General features: G+C 30.5%; 14 protein-coding genes. All 14 read right to left on the reverse strand.

From position 1 onward, the window contains the following. Positions 1–132 precede the first annotated feature (132 nt). On the reverse strand, positions 133–3,678 hold the full coding sequence (rpoC, locus tag G534_RS0101700; protein ID WP_027347574.1) for a DNA-directed RNA polymerase subunit beta': 3,546 nt from the start codon (positions 3,676–3,678) through the stop codon (positions 133–135). A 23-nt stretch (positions 3,679–3,701) separates the two neighbouring features. Next, the gene (gene rpoB / locus G534_RS0101705; protein WP_027347575.1) at positions 3,702–7,346 is read right to left on the reverse strand and encodes a DNA-directed RNA polymerase subunit beta; all 3,645 of its coding nucleotides are present in this window, start codon (positions 7,344–7,346) and stop codon (positions 3,702–3,704) included. A gap of 227 nt (positions 7,347–7,573) precedes the next feature. Then, positions 7,574–8,239 (reverse strand): metal-dependent transcriptional regulator, encoded by a 666-nt coding sequence (locus G534_RS0101710; RefSeq protein WP_027347576.1) that lies wholly within the window; start codon positions 8,237–8,239, stop codon positions 7,574–7,576. Continuing rightward, positions 8,214–9,089, reverse strand: coding sequence for a metal ABC transporter permease (locus G534_RS07635; RefSeq protein WP_051177375.1), 876 nt, complete (start codon positions 9,087–9,089; stop codon positions 8,214–8,216). The genes G534_RS0101710 and G534_RS07635 overlap by 26 nt, the downstream gene beginning before the upstream one ends. Further along, a complete protein-coding gene (locus tag G534_RS0101720; RefSeq protein ID WP_027347577.1) occupies positions 9,086–9,949 on the reverse strand; it encodes a metal ABC transporter permease in 864 nt (287 codons plus the stop codon). The genes G534_RS07635 and G534_RS0101720 overlap by 4 nt, the downstream gene beginning before the upstream one ends. 1 nt (position 9,950) lies before the next feature. Continuing rightward, positions 9,951–10,664, reverse strand: coding sequence for a metal ABC transporter ATP-binding protein (locus G534_RS0101725; protein ID WP_027347578.1), 714 nt, complete (start codon positions 10,662–10,664; stop codon positions 9,951–9,953). A gap of 36 nt (positions 10,665–10,700) precedes the next feature. Beyond that, positions 10,701–11,630 (reverse strand): metal ABC transporter solute-binding protein, Zn/Mn family, encoded by a 930-nt coding sequence (locus G534_RS0101730; protein ID WP_027347579.1) that lies wholly within the window; start codon positions 11,628–11,630, stop codon positions 10,701–10,703. 114 nt (positions 11,631–11,744) lie between these two features. Then, on the reverse strand, positions 11,745–14,570 hold the full coding sequence (gene uvrA / locus G534_RS0101735) for an excinuclease ABC subunit UvrA (RefSeq protein WP_027347580.1): 2,826 nt from the start codon (positions 14,568–14,570) through the stop codon (positions 11,745–11,747). 8 nt (positions 14,571–14,578) lie between these two features. Continuing rightward, positions 14,579–16,555 (reverse strand): excinuclease ABC subunit UvrB, encoded by a 1,977-nt coding sequence (uvrB, locus tag G534_RS0101740; RefSeq protein ID WP_027347581.1) that lies wholly within the window; start codon positions 16,553–16,555, stop codon positions 14,579–14,581. A 28-nt stretch (positions 16,556–16,583) separates the two neighbouring features. After that, positions 16,584–17,831 carry a S41 family peptidase gene (locus tag G534_RS0101745; protein ID WP_034595841.1) on the reverse strand — a complete coding sequence of 416 codons (1,248 nt, stop codon included), beginning with the start codon at positions 17,829–17,831 and terminating at the stop codon, positions 16,584–16,586. 151 nt (positions 17,832–17,982) lie between these two features. Next, on the reverse strand, positions 17,983–19,362 hold the full coding sequence (locus G534_RS08330; RefSeq protein ID WP_051177376.1) for a murein hydrolase activator EnvC family protein: 1,380 nt from the start codon (positions 19,360–19,362) through the stop codon (positions 17,983–17,985). Next, the gene (gene ftsX / locus G534_RS0101755) at positions 19,352–20,278 is read right to left on the reverse strand and encodes a permease-like cell division protein FtsX (protein WP_027347583.1); all 927 of its coding nucleotides are present in this window, start codon (positions 20,276–20,278) and stop codon (positions 19,352–19,354) included. Before ftsX ends, G534_RS08330 begins: the two co-directional genes overlap by 11 nt. Continuing rightward, positions 20,265–20,951 carry a cell division ATP-binding protein FtsE gene (ftsE, locus tag G534_RS0101760; protein WP_027347584.1) on the reverse strand — a complete coding sequence of 229 codons (687 nt, stop codon included), beginning with the start codon at positions 20,949–20,951 and terminating at the stop codon, positions 20,265–20,267. The genes ftsX and ftsE overlap by 14 nt, the downstream gene beginning before the upstream one ends. Positions 20,952–21,158: 207 nt before the next feature. Continuing rightward, positions 21,159–21,435, reverse strand: a 277-nt coding sequence (locus G534_RS0101765) for an IS3 family transposase (protein ID WP_027347585.1), incomplete at its 5' end; no start/stop codon positions are given.

Consider the following 21,435-nt stretch of genomic DNA (forward strand, 5'->3'; position numbering starts at 1 on the left):
CAGTCAAAAATCTTTTTAATTACAATTTTGTAATAATAAATAATCTAATTTAAATATGTTATTTAATATAAAACTTCCAAAAAAAAAACTAAGACAGTCTTTCGACTATCCTAGTTTTATCCATTAATTAAACTATTCACTTACAACTTCTAAATTTTCATCTTCTGGTAAGTTAATTTTAACTTCAGAATATTTTGATATACCAGTACCCGCAGGTATTAATTTACCAATGATTATATTTTCTTTAAGTCCTATTAAATCATCTCTCTTACCTTTAATAGATGCATCAGTTAAAACTTTTGTTGTTTCTTGGAATGAAGCTGCTGATAAGAATGAATCTGAAGCAATAGATGCTTTTGTAATACCTAATAATATATTTTCGTATTCAACTTCCTTCTTACCTTCACTTCTTAATTGTTCATTAAGTTTAATTACATGTCTTCTATTTTGTAATGTTCCTATTAATAAATCTGAATCACCCGGATCAAGTATATTTACTTTTTGTAGCATTTGTTTGATGATGATTTCAATATGTTTGTCATCAATATCTACCCCTTGTAATCTATATACTTTTTGGATTTCTTTAATTATATAGTCTTGAACCGCTTGTGTTCCAAGTAATTCTAAATAATCATGTGGATTAATTGAACCTTCAGTAATCTTATCACCTTTTTCAATATGTGAACCTTCAGAAATATTTCTAGCGGTTCCTATACCAAATGGTAATAAATACTTAGATGTTTCTTCTCCATCATTTATAAATACTTTTATTCTTTCTTCTGAATCATCAATTGTAACTGTACCTGATTGTTTTGCTATTACAGCTTGTCCTTTAGGTTTTCTAGCTTCAAATAACTCTTCAACCCTAGGAAGACCTTGAGTAATAGCTCCACCTCCTGCTACCCCACCTGAGTGGAATGTACGCATGGTTAACTGTGTACCAGGTTCACCAATTGATTGTGCTGCAATAATACCAACAGCTTCACCAATATTAGTTTTCTTTCCTGTAGCAAGGTTTCTACCATAACATTTACTACATACACCATGTTCAGCTCTACATTCTAAAGCAGATCTAATTTTAACTTCTTTAATCTTAACTATTTCTGCTTCACCACCGAATTTTTCAACTTCATGTTCTTTTGTTATGATATCAGCCATTTCTTCATCAATGATTTCATTTTTATGAACTATAATTTCTCCAGTAGCTGGATTTAATATATCTTCAAACGAAGTTCTACCAACGATTCTATCTCTTAATTGTTCGATAACTTCTTTACCTTCAAGTATATCTTTTACAACAATATATGAATCTGTACCACAATCTTCTTCTCTTACTATTACATCTTGAGAAACATCTACTAATCTTCTAGTTAAGTAACCTGAGTCCGCTGTTCTAATCGCTGTATCAGAAAGTCCCTTTCTAGAACCGTGAGTAGAAATAAAGAATTCTTGTACTGAAAGCCCTTCACGGAAGTTCGCTTTAACTGGAATTTCAATAGTTCTACCAGTTGTTGACGCCATAAGACCACGCATACCACCTAATTGTCTAATTTGTCTTATAGAACCTCTGGCACCAGAATTTGCCATGATTGCAATAGTATTGGTCTTTTCTAAGTTTTTCAATAAAGCATCTGTTATTTCATCGGTAGCTTTTTCCCATGTACTAATTACTTGATTATATCTTTCTTCTTCAGTGTACATCCCCATATCTGTATGGTCTTCAATATCTACAACTTTTTCTTCAGCTTTTTTTAATATTTCTTTCTTATCTTCTGGAGTTATAATATCTGCCATACCAATTGAGATTGCAGCTTTTGTTGAATATTTAAATCCTGTTTGTTTGATATAGTCAAGAAGTCTTGCAGTTCTTATATTTCCATATTTATGGAATGATTTTTCAATAATTTGTGAAAGAATCTTAGAATCAACAATAAAGTCAATTTCTAATGAATATGGATCTTTCTTTCTATCAACAAATCCTAAATCTTGTGGTATTTCATGATTAAATATAAATCTACCAACTGTTGATTTTACTATCTTTCCATTATCTTCTTCATTTAATTTTACTCTTACACTAACTATGTCATGATATCCTATAACTTTGTTTTCAAGAGCTTTTATCATTTCATCGTAGTTAGAAAATACAAAATCTGTTTCTTTAGCTGTAAAATCAAGAGTTAAATAATATGATCCTAAAACCATATCTTGTGTAGGTGTTGTAATTGGCTTTCCATCTTTAGGAGCTAAAATATTATTTGTACTCATCATAAGAAGTCTTGCTTCTGCTTGAGCTTCTGCTGATAGTGGTACGTGAACAGCCATTTGGTCACCGTCAAAGTCCGCATTATACGCTGTACAAACTAACGGATGTAATTTGATAGCTTTTCCTTCTACAAGAACTGGTTCAAAAGCTTGAATACCAAGTCTATGCAGTGTAGGAGCACGGTTTAGAAGAACCGGATGATCCTTTATTTCTTCTTCAAGAGCTCCCCATACAACAGGATTTTTTCTTTCTATCATCTTTTTAGCTGATCTAATATTTTTAGCTTCATCATTTGCAACTAATCTTTGCATTATAAATGGTTTAAATAATTCTAATGCCATATCTTTTGGTAAACCACATTGATACATTTCAAGCTCTGGTCCTACTACGATTACGGAACGACCTGAATAGTCAACCCTCTTACCAAGTAAGTTTTGTCTAAATCTACCTGTTTTACCTTTAAGCATATCAGATAATGATTTTAATGGTCTATTTGAAGCACCTGTTACTGGTTTTCCTCTTCTACCATTGTCTATAAGAGCATCAACAGACTCTTGAAGCATTCTCTTTTCATTTCTTACGATGATATCTGGAGCACCAATTTCTAATAGTCTTTTTAATCTATTATTTCTATTGATAACTCTTCTATATAAATCATTTAAATCTGATGTAGCAAATCTACCACCTTCAAGTTGAACCATAGGTCTTAAATCTGGTGGAATTACTGGAATTACATGCAGACACATCCATTCAGGTCTATTTCCTGATTGTAAGAATGATTCTATAACTTCAAGTCTTCTGTAAATTCTTAATTTTCTTTGTCCTGTAGCAGTTTCTAATTCTTCAGTTAATTCATCATGTGTTTCTTTTAAATCTATATCTTCTAATAATTTTTCAATTGCTTCAGCACCCATTCCGGCTTCAAATTCATCACCGTATTCTAAATATAATTTATTATATTCATTTTCTGTTAGAACTTGTTTATAAGCAATTTCTTCTATATCACCTGGATCTGTGACTACATAATTAGCAAAGTATAATATTTTTTCTAAAACTTTTGGACTCATGTCTAAAACTAGTCCCATTCTTGATGGTATTCCTTTGAAATACCAAATATGTGATACTGGTGTTGCAAGCTCAATATGTCCCATTCTCTCACGACGAACTTTAGCTTTTGTTACTTCAACTCCACATTTTTCACAAATAACACCTTTATATCTTATTCTTTTATATTTACCGCATGCACATTCATAGTCTTTTACTGGTCCAAATATTTTTTGACAAAATAGACCTTCTTTTTCTGGCTTTAATGTTCTGTAGTTAATAGTTTCAGGTTTTTTAACTTCTCCTCTTGACCAGTCCCTCATCATATCTGGTGAAGCTAGGCCAACTTGAATTGAATTAAAAATTGTCATTAAGAAGTACTCCTTTCGTTAACTTACTTAATATATGATTGTTCTGGGTAATCTTCTTTTTCGTTATCAGCCATTCTTTCGATTTGACGATAATCGTCATAATCATCAGTGTTTTCTGCTAATACAACTTCATTATTGTTTTCATCTAATAATTTAACATTCAACGCTAAGGCTTGTAGTTCTTTAGTTAATACCTTAAATGATTCAGGTGTACCTGGTTCAGGTATATTTTCACCTTTAACGATAGCTTCATAAGTCTTAACTCTACCATTTATATCATCAGATTTAACTGTCATCATCTCTTGTAATGTATGAGCTGCACCATATGCTTCTAATGCCCAAACTTCCATTTCCCCAAATCTTTGTCCACCAAATTGTGCTTTACCACCAAGTGGTTGTTGAGTAACTAATGAATATGGTCCTGTTGATCTAGCGTGAATTTTTTCATCAACTAAATGGTGAAGTTTCAACATGTACATGTATCCAACTGTAACTGGATTTTCAAATTTTTCTCCAGTTCTACCATCTCTTAATTGAATCTTACCAGATTTATCGTAACCAGCTTTTTCTAAAGCTTCTTCTATATCATAATCCATTGCACCATCAAATACCGGTGTAGCTACATGCCAACCTAATTTCTTAGCTGCCATACCTAAGTGAACTTCAAGTACTTGTCCGATATTCATACGTGAAGGAACACCAAGTGGATTTAAAACTATTTGAACTGGATCTCCATTTGGTAAGAACGGCATATCTTCCACTGGTAGTATTCTGGATACAACCCCTTTATTACCGTGACGACCACACATTTTATCTCCGACTGATATTTTTCTCTTTGTAGCAATATAAACTCTTATTACTTGATTGATGCCTGGTGATAATTCATCTCCATTTTCTCTTGAATAACTCTTAACGTCTACAACAACACCAGATTCACCATGAGGTACTCTCAATGAAGTATCTCTTACTTCTCTAGCTTTTTCACCAAATATAGCTCTTAATAATCTTTCTTCTGGTGATAATTCAGTCTCACCTTTTGGTGTAACTTTACCTACAAGAATATCTCCCGCTTGAACTTCAGCACCGATTCTAATAATTCCATTTTCATCAAGATCTTTTCTCATATCTTCGCCGATTGATGGAATATCTCTTGTAATATCTTCTGGCCCTAATTTTGTTTCACGAGCTTCTGCTGAATGTTCTTCAATATGAACTGATGTAAGAACATCATCAATAACTAATTTTTCATTTAATAACATAGCATCTTCGTAGTTATATCCTTCCCATGTCATAAATGCTATAAGAATATTTTTACCAAGTGCTAATTCTCCTAAATCTGTTGAAGGACCATCTGCAATTAATTCTCCTGCTTCAACATGATCTCCAGGTTTAACTATAGGTCTTTGATTTATTGTAGTACCTTGGTTAGCTCTTTTGAATTTTAACACTTGATATTCATCATATTTTCCTTCTTCATCAGGAGTGTCTTTTAGTATTTGAATTTTTTCATCACCAACATATTTAACTGTTCCAGAATTTTTCGCAACTATTACAACACCTGAATCTTTTGCAGTTCTATGCTCAATACCTGTAGCTATAATTGGAGCTTCTGCCTTTAGTAAAGGAACTGCTTGTCTTTGCATGTTCGCACCCATTAGCGCACGAGTAGCATCATCATTTTCTAAGAAAGGAATAAGAGCCGCACCAACTGATACAATTTGCTGAGGAGAAACGTCCATATAATCAATATCTTCTCTCAAATACAAGTCGTTAACAGCATTAAGTCCTCTTGAAGAAACTCTGTCATTTATAAACACATTGTTTTCATCAAGCGGTTCATTAGCTTGTGCTTTTATAAATATATCTTCTTCATCTGCTGTTAAATAATGAATTTCATCAGTAACTTTTCCTTCGCCTTTGATTACTTTTCTATATGGAGTTTCAATAAATCCATATTCATTAATTCTTCCATAAGTTGTAAGTGATGTAATAAGCCCAATGTTTGGTCCTTCTGGAGTTTCAATTGGACATACTCTACCATAGTGAGATGAATGAACGTCTCTTACTTCATAACCTGCTCTATCTCTAGACAAACCACCAGGTCCTAAAGCTGATAATCTTCTCTTATGAGTTAATTCAGAAATTGGGTTTGTTTGGTCCATAAATTGTGATAATTGAGAAGAACCAAAGAATTCTTTTATAGCTGCAGCTACCGGCCTATTATTTAATAAACTATGCGGTGTAAGCATTGCAGTATCAGAAGTTGTCATTCTTTCTCTGATTACTCTTTCCATTCTTGAAAGACCAATTCTAAATTGGTTTTGTAATAATTCGCCAACTGATCTAACTCTTCTATTTCCTAAATGGTCAATATCATCAACTTCTCCAACATCTTCGTATAGATTTAATTGATATGAGAATGACGCAATTAAGTCTTCAATAGTTATGATATTTGCTGAAATTGTTTCTTTATTTTGTTCAATTAGCTTAACTTTTTCTTTATCAGTCATTTCATCTGTGAATAATTCAATTACTCTTCTCATTTCAGGATAAAATACTTTTTCTGATAATCTTAACTCTTCTAAATCTAATCCTTTAATTTCATCAAATACATTTATATCAACATAGTGATTACCCACTACTCTAACTACTTTATCATTTTCATCATTTGCATATATATCAACAGAATTAATACCTGCATTTTCAATTTCAATAGCTTTTTCTAAAGATATAAAATCACCTTTTGATGCTAATATTTCTCCATATTCATCAACTATATCTTTTGCAGCATATTTTTCTCTAATTCTATTTCTAATAGCTAATTTTTTATTAAATTTATATCTACCTGCTTTTGATAAATCATATCTTTTTGGATCAAAGAATAGATTGTGTAAAAGTGAAGTTGCAGCTTCAACAGAAGCTGGATCCCCAGGTTTTAATTTTTTATAGATTTCAATTAAAGCTCTATCCTTTGTATCAGATGTATCTTTTTCAAGAGTATCTACTAATACTTGTGATTCTCCGAATAATTCTTTTATTTCATCATCTGACTCTACAACTAAAGCTCTAATAAGAGTAGTTGCAGGAAGCTTTCTTGTTCTATCTATTCTAATAGTTAAAGCACCTGCTGCATCTGTGTCATATTCTATCCAAGCACCCCTGTTAGGAATAACTGTTGACGCAACAATCTTTTTACCATTTTTATCAAAATCTTCACTATAATATACGCCGGGTGATCTAACTAACTGAGAAACCACTACTCTCTCAGCACCATTTATAATAAAAGTCCCATTTTTTGTCATTAAAGGAAAATCATCCATCATAAGAACTTCTTGTTCTTTAAGTTCCTTAACTTTTCCATCATCAAATATAATAAGACGTACATCTACTCTCATTTTCTTAGAATATGTAACATCTCTATCTTTGGACTCTTGTTCAGAATATTTTGGTTCATCATCAAATTTATAGTTTAAAAATTCTAAATGAATATTTCCTGAATGATCAGTTATAGGAGAAATATCTTCAAATACTTCTTTTAGACCTTTGTCTAAAAACCATTCATAACTGCCTTTTTGAATATCTAATAAATTAGGCAAAGCCAATGCTTCTGGAATCCTAGAAAAACTTTCTCTTTTTCTTCTACCATACAACTCTGTATGATTGTTCATATATGCCACCTCTCATCGTATATAACAAGCGGATTACAACCGTTTAAACAGTAACAAACTTCTCAATAAAAATAAAAAATAGCGCAAATTTCCATTATTATTTTTTATTTAGTATTCAATAAATATATCAATAAAAAACAAAAAAGTCAACTTTTATTTTTTAAAAGTTAACTTTTTGTAATATATGAAACATTTTCATAAATTTAACCATAAATATCCATTATTTATTAATGATGAACTTCTTTTAAATAAATTAGTTTATAAGCTTTAGAAGAAACGCTTATCTTTTCTCCCTCTATATCTACTATAGCTGAATCATCGAATTGTTCAAATTCAATTATTTTTATCTTTTCTCCAATCTTTAGACCTATCTTCTCAAGATACTTTAATAATGTCCTTTCGTCTCTTATACGTCTTACAATATAATTGGTATTAATTTTTGCTTCTGACATATTTATCAAATCATCATTTGTTTCTTCATTATTAATATATATTGTTGAGCCATGTGGACAATATTCTGGATATCCTAAAAATTTGTTTAGTTTTTCTAACATATCGTCATTGGTAACTGATTGAAACTTTTGTGCGTGTTCGTGAACTTCTTTCCAATCAAATTCTAAAGTTTTTTCAAGAAAATATTCCCATAGTCTATGCTTAGAAAGAATTTTTTTAGTTATATCCTCCCCTTCTGGAGTTAATCTATTACTCTTCCCTTTTTCTACAAATCCTTCTTCTTTTAATTTTTTTAGCATCTCCGTAACTGATGATGGAGCTAAATCTAAGTTTTCACTTAACATTTTATTAGTAATCTTATCTTCAGTTTGCATTAATTTAAAGATACTAATTAGATATTCTTCTCTTTGGGGATTATATATTAGAGCTTCTTTTGTCATATTTTGCCCTTTCCACTTTTTTCTCTTTATATAGTTTAGTAAATATTAATACTGATAAATATGTAATAGTATTAATAAATGCACACATTCCTGACATTGACGCATTAAAATGAACTGCTAACAAATAAGCTATAGCACAGTTAAATACAGAAATTATTGCTGACAATATTAATGCATGATGCAGCCTTTTACTTAATATCAAAGCTGTCGCTGCTGGAGCAATGAAAAATGATATTACTAATATACCCCCAACATTATTAAAAGAAACAACTGATGTAAAAGATGTAAGTGTCATTAATGAATAGAATATAAACCCTGTTGGTATACCAAGTAACGCTGCATAATCTGGTTCAAATGTAGAAGTTTTTAACTCTTTATAAAACACTATTATGAATGTTAATATTATAAATAACATTATAGCACCATGCAAAATCGCTTTATGAACTTCTATTCCAAATACAGTAGTCTTAATTAAACTAGCAAATACTACTTCTCCGAGTAATACAATATCTATATCTAAATGTACTGAACTGAAATATCTACTTATTAATATTACAGCTATTGAAAATAAAACTGGAAATATAATCCCGATTGCATCCTCATATTTGGCAAGTTTTGACTTACCTAATAACTCAACTAATATAACTGTTAAAAGTCCTGTACTTGCTGCTCCTACTATTAAAAAAGGAGAACTTAAATCTCTAACAAAAAAGTACGCTATAACAATTCCTAATAAAACAGTATGGCTTATCGCATCTGTCAACATAGATATTTTTCTTAATATTAAAAACACTCCAAGCAAACTGCATGAAATTGAAGTTAATATTAAAACATAAAGTGAAATAATCATTGAATATCACCTCTTCTTCTAAAGATACCATTTTTACCTAATAAAAATGAAAGTCCACAAATTATTCCTGACACTATAATTATGCTAGGACCTGTTGATAATCCAGTATATAACATTGAAATATAAGACCCAATCAATACTGAGATTGATGAAAATATAGCACCTAATATCATAACCATTGAAAATTTATTTGTCCATTGATTTGCACTAATACATGGGACAATTAAAAATGAGCTTATCAATATCGCACCCACCGCCTTAATTCCTACACCTATAACTAATATAGTCATAAATAAAACTAAATAATCCATCAATTTTATAGGAAGTTGAGCAATTTGAGCAAATTCTCTATCAAATAAATAAATCTTAAACTCTCTAAATAATAAAAGTACTATAGATAGACAAATAACCGTCGCTATAGCAATTAATTTCACATCAAGCTCTAGTAAATAAGCCGCTTGTCCAAATATATAGTTTTGCAATCCTGATTGTGAAGCATTTTCGAAATTCGGATTACCTTGTATATATGATTTCAATACCATACCAATCCCAAAAAATCCTGATAAATATATTGCTAAATTAGCATCCAATCCAATTTTTGAATTTCTATTTGAATATTCAATTAAGAGATAAGCTAATGCTGCTGACAACATCGCACCTATTAAAAGTACAATAGGATTTCTTGTTTGAAACATCATATACGCCAATACTATCCCCGCAAATGTTGAATGTCCCATAGCATCACCAATTAGAGATTGACCCTTATATACATTGATGCTACCAACAACTGTAGATACTATAGCTAATAAAACAGTACCCATAGCGATGATTCTAAATGAATAACTAGTTAAAATTTCCATATTAAATCCTATATGCCTTTTCTAAATTCTCAGGAGTGTTTACTTCTAACATCTCTCCCTGTACCTTCACATCATTATTTAAAACTATTAAATAATCAAAGTATTTATTAAGAGTCATTAAATTGTGATGAACTGCAACAACTGTTTTTCCTTCATCTTGAAGTTGTTTGAACTTTTTTATAATAATTTCTTCTGTTGTTGTATCAACACCTGTCAAAGGCTCATCCAGAATATACAGATCTACTTGTTGCGCCAATGCTCTCGCCAAAAAGACTCTTTGCTTTTGTCCACCAGATAATTGAGAAATTTGTCTATCCTTGAACTCTAGCATCCCCATTTCTTCTAGAGCTTCTATAACAATTTCTTTATCTTTTTCTGTCGGTCTTTTCCCGATGGAAAGATGTGCATATCTTCCCATCATAACAACATCAAATACTGTTGCTGGAAAATCCCAATTAACTCCACTTCTCTGAGGAACATATGCAATCTTTTTACTTACTTGATTAAGGCTTTTACCCATAATTTTTATTTCACCTTTGTCAGGTTTTACAAGATTAAGTATCGCTTTTATTAAAGTTGATTTACCGGCTCCATTCGGGCCAACTATTGCTGTTCTACTATTCTCGGGAATGTGTAAATTCACATCTGTTAAAACAGTTTTATCTTGATAAGATACCTGTAACTCTTTAACTGTAATAATGGATTTTTTTTCCATATTTCCTCCAATTTTCTAATTACATATTATAGTAGATTATTTTAAATTATTTACGATTAAATCCACATTATGTCTATACATATCTAAGAAATTATCTCCAGCTTGCCCTTTTGGAGCTAATGAATCTGAGAATAATTCATTTCCATCTCCACTTACAACCTTAACATCGAATCCTTTTGATTTAACAATTTCTTGTAATTTCTTCATTCTTTCTGGATTTGTTGTTGACTCTGCAAATATAGCTTTTATCTTATGATCAACTATAAATTGAGCTGTTTTTTCAATATCTGAACTCGCAACTTCAGAATCTGTTGATATACCTTGTGGTGCTATAACTTCCATACCATATGCTCTTGAGAAATAATTAAATGCATCATGTGGAGTAACTAAATACTTTCCACCTTCTTCAATGCTTGCTAATTTTTCTTTGATTTCTTTATCTAATTTAACTAATTCATCACCATAATTATTTAAGTTTTCTAATATAGTTTCCTTTTCTTCTGGCAATAATTTAATTAATGCTTGTGCAGCATTGTGCATTGCCTTTTCGTATAATCCTAAATCAAACCAGAAATGTGGATCATCTACCATTTCACCATCTTGATCAAATTCTGAGATTTCTTCTTCACTAAAATCTGATGTTACATTAACACCAAATTCTTCTAGCACATCTACCATCTTACCTTCAAAATGTAAGCCATGATATAAAACTAAGTCCGCATCTTTTATTTTTGATAGGTCTCCTGGTTTAGCTACATATAAATGTGGATCTTCTCCCGCTGGGATTATAAGTTCAGTATTAACTTTATCTCCTGCTAATACATTAACCATGTCTTGTAAGAAAGTTGTTGTAACTGTAACTTTCTTCTTACCGTCATCATTTTGTGTTCCACTATTGCCTTTTGTACAACCAACTAATAACAGCACCAAAGCTAGTGCTAATACTAAAAATTTATTCTTCTTCATGCTTTCTCCTTATTTATTTTTAAGATGTAAATTACAAGTTTTTACATCTTTACTAATTTAGTATAGCATGTTATTTCGTCTTTGTAAAGTATTTTTTTAGGTATTCCTAAAACTTTATTTTTCCCTCTCTAATATAGGCTTTAAAAATTGTCCTGTATAAGATTCTTTCACTTTTACAATTTCTTCTGGAGTTCCACATGCTACTACTGTTCCGCCTCCATCTCCGCCTTCTGGACCTAAGTCAATTATATAATCCGCTGTTTTTATGACATCAAGATTATGTTCTATAACTACTACTGTGTTTCCACCTTCCACCAATTCATCTAATACTTTTACTAATTTATGAATATCGGCAGAATGTAATCCCGTTGTAGGCTCATCTAATAGATATAATGTATTTCCAGTTGATCTCTTTGATAACTCAGAAGCTAATTTAATTCTTTGAGCTTCCCCACCGGATAATTGTGTACTTGGTTGTCCAAGTTTAATATATGATAGTCCAACATCATTTAAGGTTTGTAATTTCTTTCTTATTGGTTCATGATTTTTGAAGAATTCTAATGCTTCTTCTATAGTCATATCTAAAACATCTGCGATATTCTTATCTTTATACTTAACCTGTAATGTTTCACGATTATATCTCTTACCACCACATACTTCACAAGGTACATAGACATCTGGTAAGAAATGCATTTCTACTTTTATTACACCATCTCCACCACAATTTTCGCAACGACCACCTTTTACATTAAATGAAAATCTACCTTTATCATATCCACGCATTTTAGCTTCATTAGTCATAGCAAATACATCTCTTATATGATCAAATGTTTTAGTATATGTTGCTGGATTCGATCTTGGTGTACGACCAATTGGATTTTGATCAATCTCAATTATCTTATCTATTTCTTCATAACCAGTGATCTCATCGTGTTCACCTGGCATAGGTCTTGAACCATGAAGTTTTTTCATAAGTCCAGTATATAAAATTTGATTTATCAATGAAGACTTTCCTGAACCAGATACCCCTGTAACTAGTGTCAGTACACCTAGAGGTATATCAACATCAATATTCTTGAGATTATTTTCTCTAGCACCTTTAATAGTTATTTTTCCTGTTGGTTTTCTTCTTTCATTTGGTACTGGAATAAATTTTCTACCTGATAAATATTGCCCTGTAATTGAGTCATCTTTTAAAATTTCTTCATATGTCCCTTTAAATATTACCTTTCCACCATGAACACCTGCTCCAGGACCTATATCCACAATTAAATCGGATTCTTTCATAGTATCTTCATCATGCTCTACTACGATCAAGGTATTTCCTAAATCAGTTAAATTTCTAAGAGAAGCTAATAATTTATCATTATCTCTTTGATGAAGCCCAATACTAGGTTCATCAAGAACATAAACTACCCCTACAAGACCTGCTCCTATTTGTGTCGCAAGCCTTATTCTTTGAGATTCGCCCCCAGATAATGTACCCGCAAATCTTGATAATGTTAAATATTCAAGTCCTACTTCTTTTAAGAAACCAACCCTTGCCTTTATTTCTCTTAAAATCGGTTCAGCAATTATATTATCTTGTTCGCCAAATTTTAACGAATTTATCCATTCAAAATTTTCATTTACTGATAAATCTGTTATATCAATAATATTTTTTCCATCTATAGTTATCGCTAAAATTTCTGGTTTAAGTTTTTTACCATGACAAACTTCACATACATTTTCAGACATAAATTCATCTATTCTATTCTTCATAGATTCAGATGAAGTTTGATCATGTCTTCTAGCAAGATTTTCGACTACTCCTTCCCATTTTAAGGTTCTATTTCCGGTGCTACTAAAATGTGATTCAAATCGAATATTCATGCTGTAATCTGTTCCGTATAAAATATCGTCAAGCATTTTTTTAGGAGCTTTTGAAATTGGAGTATCTATATCAAAACCATTTCTCTTTGCAATTTCTTTAAATATTTCATAATAATATGTTCCCTTTTTTGATGATGCAAATGGCCTTACAGCCCCTTCTGCAATAGATAATGACTTATCAGAAAACACCAATTCTGGATCTACTGACTTATGATATCCTAATCCATCACAGTTTTCACACGCTCCAAATGGTGCATTAAATGAAAACATACGTGGTGAAATTTCACTTAATGACATATGCCCATTAGGGCAAGATAATGTTGAAGACATTAAAAATGACTCTCCATCAATTACATCAATTTCGACTTTCCCATCAGCTAGACCTAAAGCCGTTTCAATTGATGATGTAAGTCTTGATTCAAGTCCTTCTTTTATAACTAATCTATCTACTACTATATCTATATTATGTTTTATATTTTTTTCTAAATTAACATCATCTATAGTAATATCAATTACTTCTCCATCTATATTTACTCTAGAGAACCCTTGTTTCTTTATATTTTCTAATAATTTTTTATGTTCTCCCTTTTTCCCTTTTATAATTGGAGCCAATAGAAGAATTTTTGTTCTATCCTCAAGTTCCATTACTTTGTCTACCATTTGGTCAATAGACATGGCTTTGATTTCTTCTCCACAAACAGGGCAATGTGGAACTCCAACATTTGCATATAAAAGTCTTAAATAGTCATAAATTTCTGTTACAGTACCAACTGTTGATCTTGGATTCCTATTTGTTGTCTTTTGATCAATAGAAATTGATGGTGAAAGACCTTCAATAGACTCAACATCCGGTTTATCCATTTGTCCTAAAAATTGTCTTGCATATGATGACAATGACTCTACATAACGCCTTTGTCCCTCTGCATAAATCGTATCAAAAGCAAGAGATGATTTCCCAGATCCTGATATTCCTGTGAACACTATCATCTTATCTCTAGGAAGCGTCAAATCTATATGTTTCAGATTATTCACTCTCGCATCTTTAATTACTATATTCTCTAAACTCATCTACTCCTCTATATTCCATATTCACTCTTAAGTTTCTTAATTTGATCTCTTAATTCTGCAGCTTTTTCAAAATCTAATAATTCTGCTGATTTCATCATTTCTTCTTCAAGATTTACAATTATTTGATGCAATTGATTAGAATCAATATCTGTCGTTCTAATGTCATAAACTTCTTCGTCTTCAGCTGCCATTGAAACTGTTGTAATTTCAGTAATATCTTTGATGATTGATTTTGGTACAATATTATGTTTTTCGTTATAAGCCATTTGTATACTTCTTCTTCTATTCGTTTCATCAATAGCTAATTTCATAGAATTTGTAATACTATCCGCATACATTATAACTCTACCATCAACATTTCTTGCTGCTCTACCAATAGTCTGAACTAATGATGTTTCAGAACGTAAAAACCCTTCTTTATCCGCATCCATTATTGCAATCAAAGCAACTTCTGGTAAATCAAGCCCTTCTCTAAGCAAGTTAATCCCTACTAAAATATCATATTTACCAAGTCTCAAATCTCTTAATATTTCAACTCTCTCAATTGTATCTATATCTGAATGTAGATATGTAACCTTCATTCCATGATCTTTCATAAAATCAGTCAAATCTTCAGCCATTCTCTTAGTTAATGTAGTTATTAATGTTCTATATCCCATTTCAGTTGTTTTTTGAACTTCATTTATTAAATCATCGATTTGATTTTTAGTAGGTTTTACTTCAACAGGTGGATCTATTAATCCTGTTGGTCTAATTATTTGTTCAACCTCTATTTCTTGATGTTCTTTTTCATAATTTCCTGGAGTTGCGGATACAAATATTGCTTGATCTATTAATTTTTCAAACTCATTAAATTTAAGTGGCCTATTATCAAGTGCTGATGGTAGCCTAAAACCATAGTCAACTAAGTTTTGTTTTCTAGATCTATCTCCTTCGTACATCCCTCTTACTTGCGGCATTGTAACATGTGATTCATCAACCATAAGCAACCAATCCCCTTCAAAAAAATCAAGTAATGTATATGGTCTAGAACCAGCAGGTCTTTGATCTAAATGTCTAGAGTAATTTTCAATTCCTGAAGTGAATCCGACTTCTTGAAGCATTTCTATATCATAAAGTGTTCTTTGTTCTATTCTCTGCGCTTCTAAAAGTTTATTATTTTCTTTAAACCATTGTATTCTCTCTTGAAGTTCTTCACTAATTGTTTCAACAGCTTTATTTATTCTATCTCTTGAAGTAACATAATGAGATGCCGGAAATACCATAATATGATTCATTTTTGCTATTACTTCACCAGTCAAATAGTTTAATTCAGTAATTCTATCAATTTCATCACCAAAAAATTCTACTCTATATATATTTTCTGTTGCTTCTGCCGGAAAGATATCTACAATATCTCCTCTTACCCTAAAAGTAGCACGTGCAAAATCTATATCATTTCTGTTGTATTGAATTCCTATTAATTTTTTTAATAATTCATCTCTTTCTAATTGCATACCTGGTCTCAATGATACAGACATAGTCTTGTATTCACTTGGAGAACCAATACCATATATACAAGAAACAGATGAAACTATGATTACATTTCTTCTTTCAAATAACGCTGCTGTTGCTGAATGTCGCATCTTATCAATTTCATCATTAACAGATGAGTCTTTAGCAATATATGTGTCTGTTGCAAATACATATGCTTCTGGTTGATAATAATCATAATAAGAAACAAAATATTCAACAGAATCATTCGGGAAAAACTCTTTAAACTCTTGATATAACTGATATGCAAGAGTTTTATTATGTGCCAATACCAATGTAGGCCTATTAACTTTTTGTATAATATTCGCCATGGTAAAAGTCTTTCCAGAGCCTGTTACCCCTTTTAATGTTTGAAATTTATCACCTTTATTTATTCCATCAACCAATGTATTTATAGCATGAGGTTGATCACCCATAGGCTTAAATTTTGATTTTAAATCGAATTTACTCATTTTACTACTTTCTTTTTTTAATGAAAACTTATTCTTTCAACAATTCAATTGCTTTTTGTAATTGTGTATCATCTTCTAAATTCTCAACTCCAATTTTTGTTACACCATCTGGTATTTTCACTTCATAATCTGGCGAAATACCTACTTTGTGTATTTGCTTTCCATTTGGAGTATAAAATTCAGCAACTGTAATTTTTACACCTTCTTTTTTTCCATTATTATTAATTGGATAAATTTGTTGAATAATTCCTTTTCCAAATGAAAGTTCTCCAACAATCAATGATCTCTTATTGTCTTGTAAAGCTCCAGACAGTACTTCAGAAGCTGAAGCTGAACCACCATTTATTAAAGTTATCATTGGAATATCCATTTTCCCATCTTTTACTTTAATATCTTCATTATTTTTATCATTTTTATATCTAACAGATATAACTGTTGCTTCATCCATTAAATAGTCAGCTATTTCTACTGTTTGGTCTAATAGACCTCCTGGATTGTTACGTAAATCAAGTATTAAACTTTTTGCTCCTTTACTAATTAAACTATCAACAGCAGTTTTAAAATCTTTTGCAGTTCTTTCTTGGAATCCAGTCAGTAAAACATATCCAATATTATTATCTAACATTTGTGAATGTACAGACTCAACTTCTATTATCGCTCTTGTAATCTTAAAATCTTTTACTTCTTGATTTTTACCTGTTCCACGAAGTATTGTAATATTTACATCTGTATTTGCTTCACCCCTCATTAAAGTAACTGCTTGATTTAAGCTATATCCATTTACAGATTCTCCTTCAATATGAGTTATTATATCTCCTGTACGTAATCCAGCCTTTTCTCCCGGTGTTCCTTTAATTGGAGATACAATTTCTATTAAGCCATTTTCATTTAATGTAACTTCAACACCTATTCCACCAAATTCTCCAGCAGTTTGTTCATTTAAAGCCTTAAATTCTTCTTCACTGTAGTATTCAGAATATGGATCTTTAAGTGATTCCATAACACCTTTATAAATACCAAGCTCTAGATCAACATCTGCATCATTTACATCTAAGAACTTTTCATTAATCATTTCTTGTAACTTTTGCACATTTGACATTACTTGTGAATAATCTATTTCTTTACTTTTATTTAAAGTATCAGTACCTTCATTAGTTTGAGTTTCATTTTTTCCACTTTGTATTTCTTCCTTAGGATAATTTAAAAAATTTGAACAAGAAGATAAACTCAAACTTAACGTTAAAATTGATATTGTTAGTAATAATTTTTTCTTCATATTTCTTCTCCAATATTTAATATATCTTTTATTATAACACTAATATAATATTTAATTAATTAAAAAATAAATATTTGCAGACTTTAATATAAAAAAAGACAGAAAATCTTTAATTAAATTTTCTGTCTTTTTAGTATAGTTTTCTATAATTTTATCTTAAATATGGCATTGGATCCACTCTAACTCCATTTTTCCATACTTCAAAGTGTAGATGTGATCCAAATGAATATCCTGTATCTCCTATAGGACCTATATATTGACCCCTAGATACACGTTGTCCAACATGAACTGGTGGTAATGTATCCATATGAGCATATCTTGTCCATAAACCATTTCCGTGATCTATTAAAACTTGATTTCCCCATCCAGCATAACTATATTCGGATTCAATTACAACTCCAGATTCAGCTGCAAAAATTGGAGATCCTGTATTAGCAGGGATATCTATACCTTTATGCGCTGGTCCAAATTGATATGTTGGATCCATGAAGTAAGCAGATATATATGTATTTACTGTTGGCCAAGCAAAGGTCGCTCCAGAATAACTTGGGGCTTTTTCTATTTGCTCTTCAACCTCTCTAGCTTCTTCTTTTCTCTTTGCTAATTGTTCAAGTAATTCTTTTTCTCTTTGTCTTTGTTCTGCTAATCTATTCGCTTCAATTTCACTTTCTAAACGTGCGATTTCTGAATTTATAGATGATTTTTGAGCAGATAATTTGGATTTTTCATCAAGTTTTTCATTAAGATGATTTTCATATTCTTCAAGCTTTGTATTTAGAGACTCTAAAAGTTCATAATTAGTTGCTTCATCTTTTCTTATTTGTTCTAGAAGCGCATTTTGAGCTTGTCTTTTAGTTTCAAGTTGTTCCTTTTCTTCTTTAGCATTCTTTTCAGCAATTTCTAGAGCTTTTTTCTTTCCATTTAATTCTGTAACTAATTTGTCAAGCTTAGATTTTTGTTCTTTTAGTGTTTGAATAAGATTTTGATCATATTCAGTAATAGTTGTCATCATCTTATTTCTACTTAAGAAGTCATTTATATCTTTTGACGCTAATAGAATTTCTACCTTTTCTGCATCACCTAACTTATACATAACTCTTAATCTGTCTCTTAATAATTCTGTAGTTGATTTAATATTTTCTTTAACTTTATCAATCTCAACTTCTTTAGTTTTTATATCATTATTAATATCAATTATTTGTTCATTTAGTTCATATATCAATCCAACTGATTTTTGTATTTCAGCATTTATAATACCAATTTTTTCTTCATAATCTAGTCTTTGTGATGATAAAGTATCAAGAATAGATTGAACAGATTGCTTTTCTGTAATTTGTTTATTAATTTTTTCTTGAACTTCATTTATAGCATTGTTTTGTTTATATATCTGACCATCAATGCTATTGACTTGATTTTGAGCGTTATTTAATTTTGTATTAAGGCTTGATGCACTTACATTAACTGTATTAAAAGAAATTGCACAAGCAACAATAAGCGCTGACGCCTTTATAAACTTACTTTTATCTGACATAATTAACCTCTCTGTCTAACAAATATTTCCTTATAGATAATACTGATCCTAATACCCCAATACCTAATCCTAATGACAATAATATTTGTAGCAAACTTAATCTAAATGTATGTGGTGTAATCAAACTTACAATTGGATAATTATTTGCTATTTGAACTCCAAAATGTTCATATACAAATGCATACAAATTATATACAGCTAGATAACTTAATCCTGAAGCTAATAAACTATAAAATATACCTTCAATTAAAAATGGTATTAATATATAACTATTTGTAGCTCCTACATATTTCATTACTGCAATTTCATGTATCCTAGATATAACCGTCAATCTAATTGTATTTGCTATTATAAATAAAGAAACAACCATTAATAAAACTACTAGTATTATCCCAAAAAGTTTAGAATAATATGATAACTTAGAAACTTGATTTACAAGGTCTTTATAATAGTTTACATCTTCAACTATTTCTTCATTTTCTATTTGTTTAACAAAATCATCTGCTTCATCAATATTTGTAACCTTAACTATAAATGATGCTGGTAATAATCCTTCTGCTTCAACATTATCAAGCAAATCAGCATTATCTTTCCAGCTTTCTTTCATGATTTCCAAAGCTTCCTCTGAAGATCTATACTCTACAGTTTTGTCTATATCAATGGAGTTTATTTTGTTTTCAAGCTCAGCAGTTTGAACTACTGTAGCTTCGTTTTTAATAAAGATTTCTACATCATTTACTTTAGTTTGAATTTTTAAGGCAATACTATTAACAGTCACCACAATTATTATAATCAATCCAGTTATAAAAAGAGTGAAGAAAATTGAAGTTATTGATGTAGCTCCTAAATTCTTATGTATCCATATACCTTTTATTCCTTCGATTAAGGTGTTATATAGTTTCCTAATCAATTTCATCTGCATAACCTCCAATCGAATCTCTTATTATATGTCCTTTATCGAAAGTAATTACACGTTTATTCATTTTGTCTACAATCTCTTTTGAATGTGTATTTATAATTATTGTAGTTCCAGTTTTATTGATGTCTTCAAAATATGTAATTATTTCCCAAGCAGTATCTGGATCCAAGTTTCCTGTAGGTTCGTCAGCTAATATGACTTTAGGATTTATAGCTATAGCTCTCGCTATTGATACTCTTTGTCTTTCCCCACCTGATAACTCATTTGGATAAGACTTAGCTCTGTGTGATAATCTAACCAAGTCTAGAACTTCATCTATTCTTTTTTTCTTTTCTTTTCTGCTGAATCCTTGTACATCTAGTACAAATTCTATATTTTCATAAATATTTCTATTCTCTAATAATCTAAAATCTTGAAATACCACCCCAACACTTTTTCTTATCTCTGGTATCATCCTTCTAGAAACTTTTGTAATGTCTTCACCATCAAGCATTATTTTCCCGCCATCTGGATCTATTTCTTTAAGGATTAACTTTGTCACGGTGGATTTTCCAGCACCACTAGGTCCTGTTATAAAAACAAATTCGCCTTTTTGTATATGTAAATTTATACTATCTAAAGCGACAATGTTATGAGAATATTTCTTGTTTACATAACTAAATTTTATCATTATTTTACCGTCCTGAAAGTATTATAGCACAAAAAGTTACAAAAAGGTTAAAATCCAAAATAATTTTTAACCCTTTTGTAAGTTTTTTAACAACATTTAAACATTTTGTAATAATTAAATTAATTAAAAATATTTTACAATTTTATACAAAAAAAAAGAGGAGAACAATGACCTGAACCCGTAAACACGGAATAATTTAATAATATTTTAAGCGGAATGTAATCTGTACATAACAGGAGACATTCCGTTTAATTTCGTCTTAATCCTATCTTCATTGTACCATTTAATATATTTTTCTATTTTCATTTTTAACTCATCATAATTTTTAAAATCTTCTCCATAGTACATTTCTTGTTTTAATATTCCAAAGAAGTTTTCCATAGGTGAATTGTCTAGACAATTTCCTTTTCTTGACATACTTTGTTTAATGTTCATTTTTTCTAGTTTTTTAGTCCAAGTACTATGCTGGTAATGAAATCCTTGG

Source organism: Helcococcus sueciensis DSM 17243, assembly GCF_000423145.1.
In the GTDB taxonomy this organism is placed as follows: Bacteria; Bacillota; Clostridia; order Tissierellales; family Peptoniphilaceae; genus Helcococcus; species Helcococcus sueciensis.

Excerpts from the sequence above, each read along its gene's own strand:
- rpoC (WP_027347574.1), bottom strand. The coding sequence starts at position 3,678 with ATGACAATTTTTAATTCAATTCAAGTTGGCCTAGCTTCACCAGATATG.
- rpoB (WP_027347575.1), bottom strand. The coding sequence starts at position 7,346 with ATGAACAATCATACAGAGTTGTATGGTAGAAGAAAAAGAGAAAGTTTT.
- G534_RS0101710 (WP_027347576.1), bottom strand. The coding sequence starts at position 8,239 with ATGACAAAAGAAGCTCTAATATATAATCCCCAAAGAGAAGAATATCTA.
- G534_RS07635 (WP_051177375.1), bottom strand. The coding sequence starts at position 9,089 with ATGATTATTTCACTTTATGTTTTAATATTAACTTCAATTTCATGCAGT.
- G534_RS0101720 (WP_027347577.1), bottom strand. The coding sequence starts at position 9,949 with ATGGAAATTTTAACTAGTTATTCATTTAGAATCATCGCTATGGGTACT.
- G534_RS0101725 (WP_027347578.1), bottom strand. The coding sequence starts at position 10,664 with ATGGAAAAAAAATCCATTATTACAGTTAAAGAGTTACAGGTATCTTAT.
- G534_RS0101730 (WP_027347579.1), bottom strand. The coding sequence starts at position 11,630 with ATGAAGAAGAATAAATTTTTAGTATTAGCACTAGCTTTGGTGCTGTTA.
- uvrA (WP_027347580.1), bottom strand. The coding sequence starts at position 14,570 with ATGAGTTTAGAGAATATAGTAATTAAAGATGCGAGAGTGAATAATCTG.
- uvrB (WP_027347581.1), bottom strand. The coding sequence starts at position 16,555 with ATGAGTAAATTCGATTTAAAATCAAAATTTAAGCCTATGGGTGATCAA.
- G534_RS0101745 (WP_034595841.1), bottom strand. The coding sequence starts at position 17,831 with ATGAAGAAAAAATTATTACTAACAATATCAATTTTAACGTTAAGTTTG.
- G534_RS08330 (WP_051177376.1), bottom strand. The coding sequence starts at position 19,362 with ATGTCAGATAAAAGTAAGTTTATAAAGGCGTCAGCGCTTATTGTTGCT.
- ftsX (WP_027347583.1), bottom strand. The coding sequence starts at position 20,278 with ATGAAATTGATTAGGAAACTATATAACACCTTAATCGAAGGAATAAAA.
- ftsE (WP_027347584.1), bottom strand. The coding sequence starts at position 20,951 with ATGATAAAATTTAGTTATGTAAACAAGAAATATTCTCATAACATTGTC.